Source organism: Luteibacter sp. Sphag1AF, assembly GCF_014192715.1.
GTDB lineage: Bacteria > Pseudomonadota > Gammaproteobacteria > Xanthomonadales > Rhodanobacteraceae > Luteibacter.
The window spans coordinates 141650-159998 of the sequence record NZ_JACHYH010000002.1 but is presented as its reverse complement, the minus strand read 5'-3'; the positions used below and the strand labels follow the sequence as shown (position 1 = coordinate 159998).

14 protein-coding genes and 1 pseudogene are annotated in these 18349 nt (G+C 62.7%); 13 read left to right on the top strand and 2 right to left on the bottom strand.

What is annotated here, in order from left to right; genetic code table 11:
- The first annotated feature begins 11 nt into the window (after nucleotides 1-11).
- The 4 genes from glgX to treY are packed head-to-tail and all read left to right on the top strand — an operon-like array spanning nucleotide 12 to nucleotide 8639.
- Complete coding sequence (gene glgX / locus FHW69_RS07600; protein WP_183422449.1) at nucleotides 12-2120, top strand: glycogen debranching protein GlgX; 2109 nt, start codon at nucleotides 12-14, stop codon at nucleotides 2118-2120.
- Complete coding sequence (gene treZ, locus FHW69_RS07595; RefSeq protein WP_183422448.1) at nucleotides 2117-3889, top strand: malto-oligosyltrehalose trehalohydrolase; 1773 nt, start codon at nucleotides 2117-2119, stop codon at nucleotides 3887-3889. The genes glgX and treZ overlap by 4 nt, the downstream gene beginning before the upstream one ends.
- Nucleotides 3886-5964: a 4-alpha-glucanotransferase gene (malQ, locus tag FHW69_RS07590; protein ID WP_221195457.1), complete on the top strand. Its 2079-nt coding sequence runs from the start codon at nucleotides 3886-3888 to the stop codon at nucleotides 5962-5964. The genes treZ and malQ overlap by 4 nt, the downstream gene beginning before the upstream one ends.
- Nucleotides 5961-8639 carry a malto-oligosyltrehalose synthase gene (treY, locus tag FHW69_RS07585; RefSeq protein WP_221195456.1) on the top strand — a complete coding sequence of 893 codons (2679 nt, stop codon included), beginning with the start codon at nucleotides 5961-5963 and terminating at the stop codon, nucleotides 8637-8639. The genes malQ and treY overlap by 4 nt, the downstream gene beginning before the upstream one ends.
- Here the strand turns inward: treY and FHW69_RS07580 are convergent.
- Complete coding sequence (locus FHW69_RS07580; RefSeq protein ID WP_183422446.1) at nucleotides 8606-8863, bottom strand: acyl-CoA-binding protein; 258 nt, start codon at nucleotides 8861-8863, stop codon at nucleotides 8606-8608. The genes treY and FHW69_RS07580 overlap by 34 nt on opposite strands.
- Before the next feature lie 128 nt (nucleotides 8864-8991).
- On the opposite strand from FHW69_RS07580, the gene cmk reads away from it, so the two are divergent.
- The 8 genes from cmk (at nucleotide 8992) to galU (ending at nucleotide 17224) form a co-directional block, all read left to right on the top strand.
- Nucleotides 8992-9672 carry a (d)CMP kinase gene (cmk, locus tag FHW69_RS07575; RefSeq protein ID WP_183422445.1) on the top strand — a complete coding sequence of 227 codons (681 nt, stop codon included), beginning with the start codon at nucleotides 8992-8994 and terminating at the stop codon, nucleotides 9670-9672.
- 167 nt (nucleotides 9673-9839) lie between these two features.
- A complete protein-coding gene (rpsA, locus tag FHW69_RS07570) occupies nucleotides 9840-11513 on the top strand; it encodes a 30S ribosomal protein S1 (protein ID WP_183422444.1) in 1674 nt (557 codons plus the stop codon).
- 66 nt (nucleotides 11514-11579) lie between these two features.
- Nucleotides 11580-11879, top strand: coding sequence for an integration host factor subunit beta (locus FHW69_RS07565; protein ID WP_132141403.1), 300 nt, complete (start codon nucleotides 11580-11582; stop codon nucleotides 11877-11879).
- A 109-nt stretch (nucleotides 11880-11988) separates the two neighbouring features.
- Nucleotides 11989-12249 (top strand): lipopolysaccharide assembly protein LapA domain-containing protein, encoded by a 261-nt coding sequence (locus tag FHW69_RS07560; protein ID WP_183422443.1) that lies wholly within the window; start codon nucleotides 11989-11991, stop codon nucleotides 12247-12249.
- Nucleotides 12246-13424 carry a lipopolysaccharide assembly protein LapB gene (lapB, locus tag FHW69_RS07555; RefSeq protein WP_183422442.1) on the top strand — a complete coding sequence of 393 codons (1179 nt, stop codon included), beginning with the start codon at nucleotides 12246-12248 and terminating at the stop codon, nucleotides 13422-13424. The genes FHW69_RS07560 and lapB overlap by 4 nt, the downstream gene beginning before the upstream one ends.
- Entirely contained in the window at nucleotides 13421-14464 is a 1044-nt protein-coding gene (locus tag FHW69_RS07550) for a glycosyl transferase family 4 (protein ID WP_255494706.1), read from the top strand. The genes lapB and FHW69_RS07550 overlap by 4 nt, the downstream gene beginning before the upstream one ends.
- Nucleotides 14451-16349 (top strand): nucleoside-diphosphate sugar epimerase/dehydratase, encoded by a 1899-nt coding sequence (locus FHW69_RS07545; RefSeq protein ID WP_183422441.1) that lies wholly within the window; start codon nucleotides 14451-14453, stop codon nucleotides 16347-16349. Before FHW69_RS07550 ends, FHW69_RS07545 begins: the two co-directional genes overlap by 14 nt.
- On the top strand, nucleotides 16346-17224 hold the full coding sequence (gene galU / locus FHW69_RS07540; protein WP_183422440.1) for a UTP--glucose-1-phosphate uridylyltransferase GalU: 879 nt from the start codon (nucleotides 16346-16348) through the stop codon (nucleotides 17222-17224). The genes FHW69_RS07545 and galU overlap by 4 nt, the downstream gene beginning before the upstream one ends.
- A 193-nt stretch (nucleotides 17225-17417) precedes the next feature.
- On the opposite strand, the pseudogene FHW69_RS07535 reads toward galU, so the two are convergent.
- Nucleotides 17418-17679, bottom strand: a pseudogene (locus FHW69_RS07535) (integrase core domain-containing protein); the annotation flags it as partial.
- Between the two features lie 233 nt (nucleotides 17680-17912).
- Here FHW69_RS07535 and FHW69_RS07530 point away from each other — a divergent pair.
- Nucleotides 17913-18329: a DUF4279 domain-containing protein gene (locus FHW69_RS07530; protein WP_183422439.1), complete on the top strand. Its 417-nt coding sequence runs from the start codon at nucleotides 17913-17915 to the stop codon at nucleotides 18327-18329.
- The last annotated feature ends 20 nt before the right edge of the window (nucleotides 18330-18349 follow it).

Genomic DNA, 18349 nt, shown 5'->3' with positions numbered 1-18349 from the left:
CGAGAACTCACATGCCCGCACTTCCCGAACGCATGCAGTCTGGCAGTCCCTATCCCCTGGGCGCGTCCTGCGATGGAATGGGCACGAATTTCGCGGTCTTTTCCGCGCATGCCGAACGCATGGAGCTGTGCCTGTTCGACCCTTCCGGGCGGCGCGAAATTGCCCGCTTTGATCTTCCCGAGTGCACGGATGAAATCTGGCACGGCTACCTGCCACGCGTGCGCGGCGGGACGTTGTATGGCTTCCGCGCACATGGTCCCTATGCGCCTGAAGAGGGGCATCGTTTCAATCCGAACAAGTTGCTTCTCGATCCGTATGCCCGCCTGTTGCACGGGCAGGTGAGGTGGTCCGATGCGCTGCATGGCTATCGCGTGGCGTCGCCGCGTGCCGATCTGTCGTTTGACCGGCGGGACAGTGCGGTCGCGATGCCCAAGGCGGTGGTTGTAGACGAGCCGATGCACTGGACGGTGAACAACCGCCCGCATACGCCGTGGAATCAGACAGTCATCTATGAAACCCACGTGCGCGGCATGACGCGCACGCTCAAGCGTATTCGCCCGCACGAGCGCGGCACCTTCCTCGCGCTGGCCGATCCGTACGTGATCGACTATCTGGTCAAGCTGGGTATTACCGCCGTTGAGCTACTGCCGGTGCATGCCTTCGTGCAGGATCGGCGCCTCACCGAGATGAAGCTGCGCAACTACTGGGGCTACAACACGCTGGCGTTCTTCGCGCCGGAGCCGAGTTATCTGTCCGAAGGTGCTCTCAACGAGATCCGCGCCGCCGTGCAGGCACTACATGCGGCGGGCATCGAGGTCATCATGGACGTGGTGTACAACCACACCTGCGAGGGCAGCGAGCTTGGCACCACGATGTCGTTCCGTGGTCTGGACAACAAGAGTTACTACCGGCTTCAGGCCGACAATGCGCGTTACTGCATCAACGACACCGGTACGGGGAACACGGTCAATACCGCGCACCCGCGTGTTCTCCAGTTGGTGATGGATTCGCTGCGCTACTGGGTCAACACGTTTCATATCGACGGCTTCCGCTTCGATCTGGGCGTCAGCCTGGGGCGTGAGGAGAGCGGCTTCGACCCGAACTGCGGCCTCTTCGATGCGATGCGACAGGACCCTGTGCTGGCTGGCGTAAAGCTGATTTCCGAGCCCTGGGACATCGGCCCGGGCGGTTACCAGTTGGGTAATCACCCTCCGGGCTTTGGCGAATGGAATGGCAAATTCCGTGACGACATCCGTCGCTTCTGGAAGGGCGATTCAGGCATGCGCGGTACGCTGGCCGGACGGCTACAGGCATCGGGCGATCTCTTTGATCATCAGCGTCGCAAGCCCTGGTCGTCGGTAAATTTCATCACCGCGCACGACGGGTTCACGCTGGAGGATCTGGTCAGCTACAACGACAAGCACAACGATGCCAACGGCGAGGAAAATCGCGACGGCGGCAACGACAACGAAAGCAACAATCAGGGCGCAGAAGGTCCGACGGACGATCCGGTCATCAATACGGCGCGGGCTCGCACGAAGCGCGCGATGCTCTCCACGCTGTTCTTCTCGCACGGCACGCCGATGCTCTTGGGCGGCGACGAGTTTGGCCGGACACAGAACGGCAACAACAATGCCTACTGCCAGGACAACGAGATTTCCTGGTACGACTGGAAGCGGGCTACGTCGGAAGCGGGTCGTGAACTTAGCGACTTTACCGCCCGGCTGATCCGTCTGCGCGAGCAGCATCCCACGCTGCGCGCAGCGCATTTCCTGCGGGGCGATACCGACGTGGTGCCGGGTATCCGCGAAGTGGCGTGGTTTGATGAAAGTGGCGCGGAGATGACCCAGGACACCTGGGGCTATACGGAAGGGCGTTTGCTGGCACTTCGCCGCGCACAGGCCTGGGGCGAGCGTCGTGTCGACATCACGCTGATCCTCATCAATGCAACGCCGGAAGTCCATACGTTCCACCTGCCTGAGCCTGCGCAAGCCTGGCGTATCCGGTCGAACAGCGCCGAGCCCGGTCAGGCAGAAACGGCGTGGAGCGAGCCCACGCTGGATGTGGAAGGACGCAGCGTGGTCCTTCTGGCCGCGGCTGTACGAACGGAGCAGGCATGACCTCTGGGTTTGCCCACGCCATGCCGTACGGAGCGCAACCCCTCTCCCGCGACCGGACGCGATTCCGGTTGTGGGCGCCCGACTGCCGTTCGGTGCAGGTCGAACTGGACGATGGTCGCGCCGCGCCGATGCGCGCGCTCAACGACGGGTGGTTTGACGCCACGCTGGAGGCGCCGGTCGGCACGGGATACCGGTTTCGTGTAAGAAGCGATCTGGCCGTGCCCGATCCGGCATCGCGTCGCCAGAAGGATGGTGACGTTCACGGGTTCAGTGTGGTGACCGAGCCCACCCAGTATCGCTGGATGCACGGCGACTGGACGGGCAGGCCATGGCGCGAGGCGGTCATCATGGAAGTGCATGCTGGCGCCATGGGCGGCTTTGATGGCGTGCGCGCTCAACTGCCGCGACTGGCTGCGCTGGGCATCACTGCCGTTGAACTGATGCCTGTGGCGCAGTTCAGTGGTGTGCGCAGTTGGGGCTACGACGGTGTGTTGCCGTTCGCACCAGCTTCGGTTTACGGCACGCCGGATGAACTGAAAGCGCTGGTAGATGAAGCGCACGGTCTGGGCCTGATGGTGTTTCTTGATGTGGTCTACAACCACTTCGGGCCGGACGGGAATTACCTCGGGGAGTACGCCTCGCCATTCTTCAAGCCCGTGCCGCACACGCCGTGGGGGCCCGCCATTGCGGTGGATCGGCAGCCGGTCGGCGATTTCTTCGTGCACAACGCGCTGTACTGGATCGAGGAATTCCGGCTTGATGGGCTGCGGCTGGATGCCGTGCACACGATTGCCAACGCCGATTGGCTGGCCTCACTGGCAGCGCGCGTTCGCGCAGTAACGGGGGCGCGTCGCCACGTGCACCTGATGCTGGAGAACGAAGACAATCAGGCGCATCTCCTTTCACCGGATCGCTACGACGCTCAGTGGAACGACGACTTCCACAACGCCATACATGTGCTGCTGACAGGTGAAACGGAAGGCTATTACGCGCACTTCGAAAATGCGCTTCCGTTATTGCTTCGCACACTGAGCGAAGGGTTTGCATGGCAGGGCGAGGTCATGGATGGCAAGCCGCGCGGTGAGCGCAGCGCGGGCAAGGCTCCGGGCCGGTTTATCAATTTTCTGCAAAACCATGACCAGATCGGTAACCGCCCTCTGGGCGACCGGTTGACCACGCTGATTCATCCGGACGCGTTGAATGCGGCCATGGCCCTCCTGCTTCTGGCGCCCTACGTGCCGCTGCTTTTCATGGGCGAGGAATATGCAAGCCGCAGGCCGTTCCAGTTCTTTGCCGATTTCACCGATCCGGAGCTCACCGAATCGGTAAGTGCAGGGCGCCGTTGGGAGTTCGAGGCATTCGCAGGTTTTTCCGGTGATGACGTGCCGGACCCCGCAAGCGAGGAGACGTTTCATGCCTCACGGCTGGACGAGGAGGAAGCCCGTGCGGAAGCTGCAAGTCGCCACGCCGAATGGTTTCGTGGACTGCTCGCATCGCGGGCGCGATATGTTGCGCCGTTCGTGGAGGATTCCCGAAGCGCAGGCGCACACGCGCTGGGCGAGCGCGCGTTTCGTGCCAGCTGGCAACTTGGCACGCGCCAGGTGCTGACCATCTATGCCAACCTCGGCGACACGGACATCACTTTTACCCATGCACCATCGCCGTCTGCTGCGTGGATCCACGGTGACGCTTCTGCCATCGCTGCCACCGCCCGCGGCATGCTGCCTGCCCGTTGCACTGTTGTCTGCCTGGAGTCTTCTGTCCCGTGAACGCGAACGTCGATGATCGCCTTGCCCGTCTGGCCGAACTGGCGGGTGTCGATGTCCACTGGCGCGATGCGCTGGACACGCCGCACGTCGTCGGAGCCGATACCTTGCGCGCGGTGCTGCGCTCGCTGGACCTTCCCGCCGATACCTCCGATGACATAGACGCCAGCATGGATCGCGTTGAACGCGAGCGTGCAGGCCGGCAAATGGCGTCTCTTATTACGGCAGAAGCGGGCCGTCCCATTGATGTGCCTGCGGCGGGAAGAGGTCGTCGCTATCGCCTCTGCACCAGCGAAGGAACGACGATGGCGGAAGGTGACGTGCCGACGGGTGACACGTCTGTAGACGTGCGCGTGCCTCCCGGTTACTACCGGCTGGAACTGGGCGACGAGGACGTTGCCGTTGCCATCGCACCATCACGGGCGTTTGCTGTCGAGGACGTGCAGGGAGTAAGGCGGCCATGGGGTGTGGCTGTGCAGATGGCCTCGCTGCGTCGTCCCGGCGATGGCGGCTTCGGGGATTTCGCCGCCCTGGAGCAGTGCGTGCGCGCCGCTGCGGAGAAGGGCGCGGATGCGCTGGCGATCAGCCCATTGCATGCCATGTTTGCGGCCGCACCTGAGCGCTACAGTCCGTATGCCCCGTCCAGTCGGCTGTTTCTCAATGGCCTGTATATCGACCCGGCTACGGTCAGCGGCGAACAGACGATGCGCGCGGTGATTGATTCACACAATCTGCGCCAGGAACTTGCCGAACTTGAATGGCTTGAGCTGATCGACTGGCCACGTGCAGCGCGTGCGCGCATGACGATTCTGCGCTCGTTGTTTGAATGGGCGTCGGTGGATCTCGCGCACTCCGAGCGGTTCATGGAGTTTCGCCGGCAGAAGGGCGAATCACTTGAGCGTCATGCACGCTTCGAGGCATTGCATGGCCACTTCAGCGTGAATGGTCGTCCTGGCGGCTGGCAAGCGTGGCCGAAGGCGTTTCAGGATCCGGCGTCGCCCGAGGTGGCAGCCTTTGCGCGTGATCATTCGCGCGAGGTGGCGCTCCATGCGTATCTGCAATGGCTGGCCACGCAGGGTTTGCAGTCTGCACAGGCCGCTGCCCGCGATGCGGGCATGGGTATCGGCCTGATCGCCGATCTTGCCGTGGGTGCCGATAGCGGCGGCAGTCATGCCTGGAGTCATCAGCGCGAGATGTTGAAGGGACTGTCCGTGGGCGCGCCGCCGGATGCGTTGAACCGACTGGGTCAGGACTGGGGACTTACCACGTTCTCTCCCCGTGGTCTTCGCGAGACAGGCTTTTCCGGCTTCATCGGCATGTTGCGTGCGGCGCTGAGCTATTCCGGCGGCGTCCGCATCGACCACGTGCTGGGGCTGAAGCGATTGTGGATGGTGCCGCACGGCGCAAGTTCCACAGAAGGGGCCTATGTGCGCTATCCATTGACGGACATGCTGCGGCTGATTGCGCTGGAGTCGCATCTGCATCGCGCTATTGTTATCGGAGAAGACCTCGGTACGATCCCGGCTGATTTCCGCCAGACCATTGGCGATGCCGGCGTGCTGGGCATTCGTGTTCTGTGGTTTGAGCGTGCTGCCGATGGCGGTTTCATTTCGCCGATGGAGTGGTCGTCGCGCGCGATGGCCACCACCAGCACGCATGACGTACCGACGGTGGCTGGCTGGTGGAGCGGGCGCGACGTTACCTGGCGCAAGGTTACCGGGCTCGATGATCCGGCGGTCGACGAAGCTGCCGTGCGCGTGACCGAGCGTGGGTTGCTGTGGCGGGCGCTTTGCGCATCGGGTGCCGCGTGGGACGAGAATTCGCCGCCCGCGCCTGATGATGTGTCGCCTGTGGTAGTGGCGGCCGCGAAGCACGTGGCCAGCGCGCCCGCCCCCCTGGCCATTTTCCCGGTGGAAGACGTGCTTGGTCTCCATGAGCAGCCCAATCTTCCCGGCCCCACCGACGCGCAACATCCCAACTGGCGGCGGCGCATGCCTGATTCGTCGGCTCGCCTGTTCGACGGACCCATCGCGCATGCGGCATGTTCCGCCATTGCGCAGGGGCGGGCCCGTTCGTGAGTGTGCCCAGAGCGCTTGCGCGCCTTCAATTCCACGAGGGTTTCACCTTTGATGATGCGGTTGGCGTGGTGGACTACTACGCGGATCTTGGCATCAGCCATCTGTATGCCTCGCCCATCCTGAAGGCGCGCGCCGGATCGACGCATGGCTACGATGTGGTGGACTGCCATCAGGTCAACCCTGAGCTGGGTGGCGAACCTGGCTTGCGGCGACTGGTTGCGCGCCTGCGCGAGCGCGACATGGGTCTGGTGATCGACATCGTGCCGAACCACATGGGCATCGGCGTGGACAACGCGTGGTGGATGGACGTGCTGGAGAACGGGCGCGACAGTCCTTTCGCCAATCACTTCGACATCGACTGGCATGCCGCCGATCCGCTCGTGCGTGGTCGCGTCATGTTGCCGCTGCTGGGAGCACCGTATGCACAGGTGCTGGCATCCGGGGACATGGCGCTGGAGCGCGTGCATGGTTGTTACATGTTGCGGGTTTACGACCAGCACTTGCCGCTCTGCGCGTCATCACGCGAGCGCCTGGGTGACGAGGCAGCCGCACAGTACGACCCGGGGACCGAAGAGGGCAGGGCACGCCTTCACCGGCTGATCGAAGCGCAGCACTATCGTCTTGTGTTCTGGAAGCTGGCCAGCGACATCGTCAATTACCGGCGTTTCTTTGACATCAACGGACTGGCGGGCCTTCGCGTCGAGCGTACGGCGGTATTTGAAGACACGCATGCGCTGATTTTCCAGTTGTACGCCGAGGGTTTGATTGACGGCGTGCGCTGCGACCATGTCGATGGACTGGCCGATCCCCGCCGCTATTGCCGGCAGCTTCGCCATCGACTCGACACGTTGCGCGACCGTCGTCCCTTGGATGCGCCGCGTGGCGGAGCCTATGTCATCGTCGAGAAGATCCTCGCCGAAGACGAGCCGCTGCATGTCGATTGGCGCACGGATGGCACCACTGGCTACGAATTCATGGACCAGGTGTCGGCGGTGCTGCACGACGAAGCGGGCGAGACGCCTCTGACCGAACTCTGGCGCGACACCACAGGCGACCGTGCCGATTTCGCCACGCAGGCGGTACGGGCACGGCGACAGATTCTGGTTGACAGCTTTGAGGCGGAACTGGATCGCACGGCGCGCGCGCTGTTCGCTTCCGCGCGAGCGGACGTGGTGACTCGTGATGTTTCATTCGCTGCCATCCGCAGGGTGCTGATCGAACTGCTGGTGCACTTTCCCGTGTACCGCACGTATGCCGGTGGCGCGGGTCGCGGCGCGTTCGACGAGGTGGTGTTTGCGCGGGCCATCGAGGGGGCCGCGCGCACCATTCGCATGGAAGATGCTGACTTGCTCGCTCTGGTCGGCGTCTGGCTGGGTGGCGAGGCTCCCCGTTCGTTGCCGCCGGGTGCCGCGCGTCGTTCGCGGGAGCGCGCCATTGCAATCTTTCAGCAGGCGACCTCGCCAGTGGCTGCCAAGGCGGTGGAAGACACGGCGGGCTATCGCTACGGGCGGCTGCTGTCACGCAACGAAGTGGGGGCGGATGCCGCTCGCATGGCCTTGTCCATCGAGGATTTTCATCGCCACGTTCGTGAGAGAGCGCAGGCTCATCCACACAATCTGCTGGCCACGGCCACCCACGATCACAAGCGCGGCGAAGATCTTCGTGCGCGTCTGGCGGTGTTGTCGGAAGTGTCCGGGAGCTGGGTTGCGCAGGTAGAAGCATGGCGCGAGCGTCATGCGGGGCTGCGCCGCAAGGCCGACGTGCGCATGGCGCCGGCCGCACCTGACGAGCTGATGCTGTACCAGATGCTGGTGGGCGCGTGGCCGCTGACGCTGCGCTGGGACGACACGCCCGCGGTTTCCGCTTTCGTCGATCGTATCGCCGCCTGGCAAGGCAAGGCGTTGCGCGAGGCAAAACGCTGGACGCGCTGGACCTCCCCGAACGAGCAGTACGAGGAGGCGTGCGAAGCGTTCCTTCGTGACCTTCTGCTGGGGCCGGGGGAGTTCGGGCGTGACATCGGTGCTTTCGCGCAGTCGCTGGCCGCAGCCGGCGCTGCCAACGGCCTGGGTCAGATGGTGCTCCGCCTGACCACGCCGGGCGTTCCCGACCTGTATCAGGGCACCGACTATTGGGATTTTTCGCTGGTGGACCCAGACAACCGGCGGCCGGTGGACTTCGACGCGCGGCGGGCGTCGCTCGCCGCATCCCCGTCCGTGGCTGAGGCCATGCCATCGTGGCGCTCTGGCGTGCTCAAGCAGACGATCCTGCATCGCCTTCTGGTCTGCCGCTCGGACCATCCTCTGCTTTTCGCGCGCGGTGGCTACAGGCCGCTGACCGTGGAGGGTCCTGAGGCCGACCGGGTCATTGCCTTTGAGCGGCACGACCGCGGGCAACGCGTGGTGGTACTGGTGGCCCGGCATACGGCCGGCTGGCTGCTGGACCAGGACGCCCCGGTTATCCCGCCTGAATGCTGGGCGGGGACGCGGGTGGGGCTGCCAGCAGGCGAATACCGGTGCGCGCTGACGTCCCGGGAGAGGGCGTTCCACAACGACGTGGCCAGTGTGGCCGAGCTGCTGGACGGTCTGACGGTCGCGGTGTGGGTGGGAACCGCGCCTGCGCGCAAGGGCCGGAAAAGGGCGGCTCAGGTGTCCAGGCTGGCGACCAATGCCACGTAGCGGGTCATCGCCTCGTCCCGCGACATGCCCTTGAGCTTGCCCCAGGCCTCGAATTTGGCCGTGCCCACAAAGTCGAAGAATCCGGGCTGATCGCCGTGGACGTTCCCCTCGGAGCCTTGCTTGAAGAGGGCATACAGCTCAAGAAGGGTGTCGTTGCAGGGCCGACTGGGCAACCGGGTAGCGGCGAGGACGGCCTGCTCGAACTGGCTCTGGAGGTCGGGCATGGCGGTCGGACGGCTCGCTTCTAAAGGTGTACGGGACCGGCTTTTAGCACGGGGAAACGGACACGTCTATGAGAGTGCCTGTTGCTGCAACGCGATATCATGCCGGTTTCAGGTTTGAGGAATTCTTCATGGCCCATCCGGCAGTCGTCCCCGTGCTCACCATCGACGGACCATCCGGCTCGGGCAAAGGCACCATCAGCCGCCTTGTTGCTGAAAAGCTGGGCTGGCGCCTGCTTGATTCGGGCGCCCTGTATCGGGCCATCGGCTATGCCGCTGGTGCCGAAGGCATTGATTTGTCTGATGTTGATGCCGTCACCCGCTGCGCCCAGACCATCCGTATCCGTTTCGTGGCCAGCCACGACGGGGGCGAGACCCATGTGATCGTGAACGGCCACGATGCCACCGACGAACTGCGCACCGAGACCGCCGGCGCAGCCGCCTCGGCCATTGCCGTCATCCCGAGCGTCCGCCAGGCGCTGGTGGACCTCCAGCTGAGTTTCCGCAAGGCACCCGGCCTCGTGGCCGACGGTCGGGACATGGGAACGGTGATTTTCCCCGACGCTGCCCACAAGGTATTCCTGACCGCCAGTGCCTCGGAGCGTGCGAAAAGGCGCTATAAGCAGTTGAAGGATAAGGGTCTGAGCGTTACACTTGCAGGCCTGCTCCGGGAGATCGAGGCGCGCGACGAGAGAGATGCGTCGCGAGCGGTCGCCCCGTTGAAGCCCGCCGAAGGCGCTGTTCTGGTTGATACGACCGGCATGCCCATCGACGAGGTGGTCGCCAAAGTATTCGCTGTGGTGCGCCCGTAAGGGGGCATCCCGGCATTTCCGCCCGCACTGAATGCGTGGGCATTTAGGCAACGGTGCCGAGGAAGATCCTTTCCGAGACACCCACAACCGGTGGGTCGCTTCGCACGCGCGCACAGCATTGATGTCTGTCGCCGGCGGGTCCGACCTTTCATAACCCTGGAATCAACATGACTGAAAGTTTTGCCGAACTGTTTGAACAGAGCCAGCAGGCTATTTCCAAGCTGAAGCCCGGCTCCATCGTCACCGGTATCGTTGTGGAAATCCGCAACGACGTGGTGGTGATCAACGCCGGCCTGAAGAGCGAAGGCATCGTCCCCATCGAGCAGTTCAAGGACGAGTCGGGCGCGCTGGAAGTAGAAGTGGGCGACGAGGTCAAGGTTGCTCTTGACGCCCTGGAAGACGGCTTCGGCGAGACCAAGCTCTCCCGCGAGAAGGCCAAGCGTTCGATGGTGTGGGACGACCTCGAGCAGGCGTTCGACAAGGAAGAGACCATCACCGGCAAGATCTCCGGCAAGGTCAAGGGCGGCTTCACCGTCGACATCAAGGACGTCCGCGCATTCCTGCCGGGCTCGCTGGTCGACGTCCGTCCGGTTCGTGATCCGGTTTACCTCGAAGGTAAGGATCTCGAATTCAAGATCATCAAGCTCGACCGCAAGCGCAACAACGTGGTCGTCAGCCGCCGCGCCGTTGTCGAGACCGAGTTCTCGGAAGAGCGCGAGAAGCTGCTTGAGCGTCTGACCGAAGGCGCAGTCGTCAAGGGTGTGGTCAAGAACCTCACTGATTACGGCGCATTCGTGGACCTCGGCGGTATCGACGGCCTGCTGCACATCACCGACATGGCGTGGAAGCGCGTGCGTCACCCGTCCGAAGTCGTCAACGTCGGCGACGAGCTGGACGTCCGCGTGCTGAAGTACGACCGCGAGCGCAACCGCGTTTCGCTCGGCCTCAAGCAGCTCGGCGACGACCCGTGGGTCGCCATCGCCCGCCGCTACCCGGTCGGCAGCCGCCTGTTCGGCAAGGTCTCCAACGTCACCGATTACGGTTGCTTCGTTGAGATCGAGCCGGGCGTCGAAGGCCTGGTGCACGTTTCCGAAATGGATTGGACCAACAAGAACGTCAACCCGGCCAAGGTGGTTCAGGTCGGTGACGAGACCGAGGTCATGGTCCTGGACGTGGACGAGGAGCGTCGCCGCATCTCGCTGGGTATCAAGCAGACCCGTTCGAATCCGTGGGAAGCTTTCGCCGCCATGCACAAGAAGGGCGACAAGGTTTCCGGCCAGATCAAGTCGATCACCGATTTCGGTATCTTCATCGGTCTGGAAGGCGGCATCGACGGCCTGGTTCACCTGTCCGACATCTCCTGGCAGGCTTCGGGTGAAGACCTCGTTCGCAACTTCAAGAAGGGCGACGAAGTGGAAGCCGTGGTGCTTGCCGTTGATCCGGAGCGCGAGCGCATCTCGCTCGGCATCAAGCAGATGGAGCAGGACCCGTTTGGTCAGTTCATGGCCACCAACCCGCGCGGCACCGTTCTGAACGGCACCGTGAAGGAAGTGGACGCGAAGGGTGCGCTGATCGACCTCGGCGAAGGTGTCGAGGGCTACATCCGCGCCAACGACATCGCCAAGGAGCGTGTGGAAGATGCCACGCTGCACCTGAAGGTCGGCGATGCCGTCGAAGCCAAGTTCACCGGCATGGATCGCAAGGGCCGTCAGCTCCAGCTGTCGATCCGCGCGAAGGACGAGGAAGAGCTTCAGGACACCATGGCTGACTACCAGTCGGCTGCTGGTGGCACCACCAAGCTCGGCGCTCTCCTGAAAGAGCAGATGAACAAGGCCGACTAAGCCAGTCGGACGAGGGGCGGGTCACCCGCTCCTCGTTTCCTTTAGCGTCGGTAAGTCAGGGGACCCATGACCAAATCGGAACTGATCGAGGCGCTGGCGCGGCGCCAGACCCATCTTGCGTTCAGTGATGTGGAACTCGCGGTCAAGAGCGTGCTTGAGCAAATGAGCCACGCCCTTTCCACGGGAGAGCGCATCGAGATCCGCGGATTCGGCAGCTTCGCGCTGCATTTCCGTCCGCCGCGCATGGGCCGCAACCCCAAGACCGGCGAAGCGGTTGCCTTGCCGGGCAAGCACGTGCCTCATTTCAAACCCGGAAAGGAACTACGCGAACGCGTAAACCTGGCCGAGACGAACGCTGCGGAATAACGCAGCGTTTTTTTTTGCGTCCCGTTTGGCCGGCCAAAGGCGTCCGGAACCTGTACGAACCGCCAACCACTGCCTACTGCCCGGCGTTTTAATCGGGTAAAGTCGGCCGATGCGTCTTCTCGCCCTCATCTTTCTTCTGCTTTTCATCGCTGCCGGCGTCGTGTTCGGGGCGTTGAATGCCGACCTCGTGTCCTACGACCTGGGCTTTGCCCACGTGTCGGTGCCCAAGGGGGCCGCTGCCCTCGTCGCCGTAGTGATCGGCTGGGTGCTCGGGGGGCTCACCGCATGGCTGGGTACGTCGGTATCCCATCGCCGCCGCCGCCGTCGTGAGCGCGCGGATATCAAGGCCTCCGCCGCGCCTGCCGCATGAACCCGATCTGGCTGTGGCTGCTCGTCCTCATTCCTCCCGCCGCCTTTGCCTGTGGCTGGTGGGCTGCGCGCCGCACGCACGTGCGCCGTTCGGGCGACCGCGTCAACGAGCTTTCTTCCGACTACTTCCGTGGCCTGAACTATCTTCTGAATGAAGAGCAGGACAAGGCGCTGGAAGTGTTCGTGCGTCTGGCCGAATACAATCGCGACACGGTGGAAACGCACCTCGCGCTCGGCAACCTGTTCCGCAAGCGCGGCGAAGTGGATCGCGCCATCCGTCTGCATCAGCACCTGGTTTCGCGACCGGGCCTGTCCGACGAAATGAAAACCGTCGCGCTGCTGGAGCTCGGTGAAGACTACATGCGCGCCGGCCTGCTGGATCGCGCCGAAACGCTGTTCTCCGACCTGGTGGCCATGGACGCGCTGGCCCCTTCGGCGCTGCGTCACCTCATCGCCATCTATCAGCACGAGCGCGAATGGCACAAAGCCATCGAGCACGCACGTCGCATGGAAGGCATGACGGGCGAAGATGAGTCCGCGATGATCGCGCAGTTCTATTGCGAGTTGGCCGAGCAGTCGCGACAGCACGGTGCGCGCACTGAAGCACGCGACTATCTGCGCGAGGCATTTATCTGCCAGCGTGACTGCGTCCGCGCGCACATGATCATGGGCCGTCTATACGCCGAAGAAGGCGAAGTAGGGCAGGCGGTGGATGCGTATGAAGCGGCCATTGCCGCCGATATCGCCTTCGTTCCGGAAATCCTTCCGCCTCTTCTCAATTGCTACGCCCGCTCGCAACAGATGGAGCGCGCCGAGCGCTTCCTGCGCGAAATCATGGATCGCTATCACGGCATTTCTCCCGTGCTGGCGCTGACGCGGCTGTACGAAGGTCGCGACGGTGAGCGTACGGCCATCGACTTCCTCACCGGCCAGTTGCGCAAGCGGCCGTCGGTGCGTGGCCTCATGGCGTTGATCGACGCGACGATGGACAAGGTGTCTGGCGAAGCTCGTGAGAACTACCTGATCCTGCGCGACCTTACGCGCAAGCTTCTGGAAGGTCAGGCCATGTACCGTTGCAGCCGCTGCGGTTTTGGTGCGAAAGCGCATCACTGGCAGTGCCCGAGCTGCAAGAACTGGGGAACCGTCCGACCCATTCATGGCGTCGCCAACGAATGACGGAGAGTCTTGGGGCCATGTCGCCGGAAGAGGCGATCCTCCTGACTGCGGGCATCGCATTGGCGGTGTCGTTTGTGCTCGTGCGTCTGACCATCGGTTATGCGCATCGCCGCGGCATGCTGGACGCGCCCGGTCGCCGTCGCTCTCACACGATGCCCACGCCCCGCGGGGGCGGCATCGGCATCGTTGGCGGGGTGGCCGTGGCCATGCCGTTGGCCCTCATGGCGCTGCCCGGGTCCCCGGGCTGGGTCAGCACCCTCATCCTCACCCTCTCGACGCTGGCCGTGGCCGCCATCGGCTGGCTGGACGATCATGGGTCGTTGCCCATCCGGCCCCGGCTGGCCGTGCAACTTCTGGCGACTCTGGCGGTATCGCTGGTTCTGGCCCGGGAGACCTCCAGCCTGCTCTGGGCGGCGCCGCTGCTGGTGGCGGGCGTGTGGTCCATCAATTTGCACAACTTCATGGACGGCATCGACGGACTGGCCGCCCAGCAGGCCATTTTCAACGGCCTGGGATGCGCCGCACTGGCATGGGCGGCGGGTAATCCAGCTATCGCCGGGGCAGCTCTCGCCGTGGCAGGTGCCTCGCTGGGCTTCTGGTGGTTCAACCGATCACCGGCCCGTATCTTCATGGGAGACGTGGGCAGCGCCACCCTGGGCTTGCTGGTTTTCGTCCTGGTGGGCCTCCTGTGGGTGTGGCGTACCCCGTTGGTGTGGCCCGCGTTGATTCTCAGTTCAGCGTTTGTTATCGACGCCTCCTTGACGCTTCTCGTGCGCATGCTTCGCGGTAGCCGCTGGTACACTCCCCATCGGGAGCATATGTATCAATGGCTTGTCAGGCGGGGCGCTTCGCACGCCCGGGTGACCGGGTTTTATCTTGGGTGGAATGTTCTCGTCTGTGTACCTGTCGCATGGATAGCGTTTCGCTGGCCCTCGTGGGCGCCTGCCTTGTGCGTGGCGACTTTCGGGCTGGCGGCGATGGTCTGGCGTGGCGGCAAGCAATGGTGCTTGCATCGAAGGATTCGTCATGTTTCTACGTAAAGTCATTGGCATCATTCACCCGCGCACCGCGGTCGTTGCGCACGACCTTGCGATGGCTGCGCTCGCCTGGTGGATCGCAAAATCGCTGCGCTATGCGCTGATGCCCGATGTGGCACCGGTTTCCTTTCTACCGATGGAATTCCCCATCGTGTTGCTGGTGCAGGGTGCGGTGTTCAACTGGACCGGCCTGTACAAAGGCGTGTGGCGTTTCGCCAGCCTGCCTGATCTGTGGAACATCCTGCGTGCCACGATCATTGGCGCCCTGATCATCGGGCTGACGATGGTGATGTATGCACGCCTCGATGGCGTGCCACGCTCGGTGTTGCTGGTGTATCCGGTGGTGCTTGCGTTGTTGCTGGGTGCGCCGCGTTTGAGTTATCGGTTCTGGAAAGACAGTCGCGTCGATCTTTTCATGTCTGCACCGACCAAGCGCGTGCTGGTCGTCGGCGCTGATCGCGCCGGCGAGGCATTGTCTCGTGACCTTCGCCGCGACAGCCGCTATACCGTCATCGGCTTTGTGGATGACAACCCCGCACTGCGCGGCGCGCAGATCAACGGTGTGCCCGTGCTTGGCACCATTGACCAGCTTCCCGAGCTTGCCCGTGCGGTTGCCGTGCAGATGCTGCTCATCGCGGTTCCCGGTGCCACCACGGCGCAGATGCGCCGCATCGTCGCCATCTGCGAAAGCACCGCACTACCATTCCGTACCGTGCCCCGTCTGGAAGACGTCGTGGCGGGCAGGGCACAGTTCAATGAGATCAAGGAAGTGGCCATCGAAGACCTTCTGGGCCGCGATGCCGTGGAGCTGGACTGGACCGCCATTCGCGAAAACCTCAGTGGGCGTCGCGTGCTGGTCACGGGTGGCGGCGGCTCCATCGGGTCGGAGCTTTGCCGGCAGGTAGCGCGCCTTGGCGCCCAGTCGCTTACCGTGGTGGAGATGTCCGAGTACAACCTGTATCGCATCGGTCAGGAGCTGACGGCGGCGTATCCGGAAATGGTGTTCAACGGCGTGCTGGCGGACGCCCGCGACAAGGTCGCCATCCACCGCATCTTTGAAGACGTGCAGCCGCAGATCGTGTTCCACGCCTCGGCATACAAGCACGTGCCGATGTTGCAGGGCCAGCTTCGCGAAGCGTTCCGCAACAACGTGCTGGGCACCCGCGTGGTGGCCGGCGCAGCCGTGCATTACGGCGTGGAATCATTCGTGCTGATTTCCACCGACAAGGCAGTGAACCCCACCAGCGTGATGGGTGCCTGCAAGCGCATGGCGGAGATCTGGTGCCAGAACCTTGCTGCGCACACTTCTACACGTTTCATCACCGTTCGCTTCGGTAATGTTCTTGATTCCGCAGGGTCGGTGGTGCCGCTGTTCCGCGAGCAGATTCGCGCGGGCGGCCCGGTCACCATCACGCATCCGGAAATCTCCCGCTACTTCATGACCATTCCGGAAGCCTGCCAGCTCATTTTGCAGGCCGCCAGTCTGGGCAAGGGAGGCGAAATCTTCGCGCTGGACATGGGCGACCCGGTCAAGATCCGTGACCTGGCCGAGCAGATGATCCGTCTGGCAGGCAAGCGTCCGGGGTCAGACATCCAGATCGTGTACACCGGCCTGCGCGCGGGCGAAAAATTGTTTGAAGAACTGTTCCACCCGCTGGAGAATTACACCAGCACCACGCACGCCAAGATTTTCCAGGCCCAGCACCGTCAGGTGTCATGGGAGTTGTTGCAGGTTCAGCTGGCCCGCGCTGAAGAAGCCGCGGCCGTATTCGACGAAGATGCATTGCGTCGCTGCGTGTCCCAGTTGCTGCCCTCGTTCCGTTGGACGGAGGCGCAGTCGGACAACGTGGTGCCGCTCAAACGCAACGAGAGTGGAGACATTGCATGACCCAACCCCTGCGCAAGGTGGTATTCCCCGTCGCTGGCCTCGGCACGCGCTTTCTTCCGGCGACCAAGGTCGTGGCGAAGGAAATGCTGCCGGTGCTGGATCGCCCGTTGATTCAATACGCGGTCGATGAGGCGGTGGATGCTGGCGCCGATACGCTGGTGTTCGTGACCAATCGCTACAAGCACGCCATTGCCGACTACTTCGACAAGGCGTACGAACTGGAAGCGAAGCTTGCCGAGAAGAACAAGGAAGAGCTCCTGTCCATTCTTCGCGGCATCCTCCCGCGCCACGTGCGTTGCGTGTTCGTCACCCAGCCCGAAGCCCTGGGCCTCGGCGACGCCGTGCTGCGCGCCGCTCCCGTGGTGGGCAACGAGCGCTTCGGCGTGATGCTCCCGGACGACCTGATCTGGAACAATGGCAAGGGCGCCTTGCGCCAGATGGCCGAAGTGGCCGACGCCAACGATGCCGGTGTGATTGCGGTGGAAGAAGTGCCGCAGAAAGACACCGACAAGTACGGCATCGTGGATGCAAAGGTCCAGCTGAGCGACCGCGCCTCGGTCATCACCCACATGGTGGAAAAGCCGAAGCCCGAAGCGGCCCCGTCCAACCTCGCGGTGGTCGGTCGTTACGTTCTGCCGTGCGAAATCTTCGAATACCTGAAGAACACCAACGCGGGCGCCGGCGGCGAAATCCAGCTCACCGACGCTATCGAAAACCTGCTCAAGGACAAGGGCAAGGTTCTGGCCTACCGCTTCGAAGGCGAGCGCTTCGACTGCGGCAACAAGGTCGGCCTCGTCCGCGCCACGATGCACATGGCCATGCAGGACCCGAAACTCGCTGACGTGGTTCGCGAGTTCGCAACCCAGCACGCCTGATACATCTGTGGGATAAAGCGCCACGCCTGGCATCGCCAAGGCGTGGCGTTTTTTTTGGTTCATCGCGGAACGACCCGTTTCACGTCATCGCCAAATGGGGTGGCGCGTACTTCTTTATGAAAATACGCGCGGCCTTCCCCGGCAATCCACCGTGAACCAGAGAGGCACATCCGTTGCGATGATCCGTCCTGATCTAGGTTGACACCTGGATGGACGGTATAGCGGCAGTCTGGCACTGGCGAAAGAACACCCGATGGACCTCATCGGGCGTTTTGTATTTTACGGCGCTTGTGGTTGTAGATAGCCACCGACTCCCTGACCATCTGTCGGACCTGTCGCAGATCACCCGGCGGTTGCAGCGGAAACTCCCCTTTCAGGATGCCGTCGATCCGTTCGGCCAGCGCGTTCTGGTAGCCGTCGTAACCGTCGGTCATCGAACAGCGGATGCCGTATCGCTAACGCATTTGTTAATGGCAGGCAACGCTGTTGTTATGGAGAAATCCCGCCTTCGCTAATGGTAATGTCATCCTATAAGCCCGGATGTATTGATGCTGTTGCGGAGGACAGGGAAGGGGAGGTGGGGCAAAGGATTGGAGCATCAATCCTGATACGAGAGACATTAACGATCCGGAGGGTGAGACGGTGGGGAATCTCGGTGAGTGATGTGAGTTGGCGGTTGGATTCACGCATGCATGTCCGTATCAGTGCCCGAGTGTTAGGGGAAATGAGTCCGGATTATTTGACTGATGTTATCGGCCTTTCTCCTCACGACGTGAGTAGAAAAGGCGAGAAAAGGATGCCTGGTCGAGAAGATTCGGCCATATATCGCAATAATTCATGGTCGTATGAAGGACGGCCTTACGATTGCTCTGATGTGAGTCTGGTGCTTCGTGAATTCTTGGGGGAGTTCCGCCATTTGGATTTTTCTATTGCTGAAATAAATGGCGTGACATGGTGCTGTCTGGATGTGCTTATTTCTAGAGACGTGGATGTCGATCGCGATGGTCAAATTGTCGGTTTCGAAATTGCGAATGACGTGTTGCGTGATATGTATAGATTAGGGTTTTCTCTTCAAATTGCAGCGCGCAACGACCTTTCGAGCTAATGACGCGTTCATTCATTAGT

Coding starts and splice junctions, on each gene's coding strand:
- glgX (WP_183422449.1), top strand. CDS start 12: ATGCCCGCACTTCCCGAACGCATGCAGTCTGGCAGTCCCTATCCCCTG.
- treZ (WP_183422448.1), top strand. CDS start 2,117: ATGACCTCTGGGTTTGCCCACGCCATGCCGTACGGAGCGCAACCCCTC.
- FHW69_RS07580 (WP_183422446.1), bottom strand. CDS start 8,863: ATGCCCGACCTCCAGAGCCAGTTCGAGCAGGCCGTCCTCGCCGCTACC.
- cmk (WP_183422445.1), top strand. CDS start 8,992: ATGGCCCATCCGGCAGTCGTCCCCGTGCTCACCATCGACGGACCATCC.
- rpsA (WP_183422444.1), top strand. CDS start 9,840: ATGACTGAAAGTTTTGCCGAACTGTTTGAACAGAGCCAGCAGGCTATT.
- FHW69_RS07565 (WP_132141403.1), top strand. CDS start 11,580: ATGACCAAATCGGAACTGATCGAGGCGCTGGCGCGGCGCCAGACCCAT.
- FHW69_RS07560 (WP_183422443.1), top strand. CDS start 11,989: ATGCGTCTTCTCGCCCTCATCTTTCTTCTGCTTTTCATCGCTGCCGGC.
- lapB (WP_183422442.1), top strand. CDS start 12,246: ATGAACCCGATCTGGCTGTGGCTGCTCGTCCTCATTCCTCCCGCCGCC.
- FHW69_RS07550 (WP_255494706.1), top strand. CDS start 13,421: ATGACGGAGAGTCTTGGGGCCATGTCGCCGGAAGAGGCGATCCTCCTG.
- FHW69_RS07545 (WP_183422441.1), top strand. CDS start 14,451: ATGTTTCTACGTAAAGTCATTGGCATCATTCACCCGCGCACCGCGGTC.
- galU (WP_183422440.1), top strand. CDS start 16,346: ATGACCCAACCCCTGCGCAAGGTGGTATTCCCCGTCGCTGGCCTCGGC.
- FHW69_RS07530 (WP_183422439.1), top strand. CDS start 17,913: ATGCATGTCCGTATCAGTGCCCGAGTGTTAGGGGAAATGAGTCCGGAT.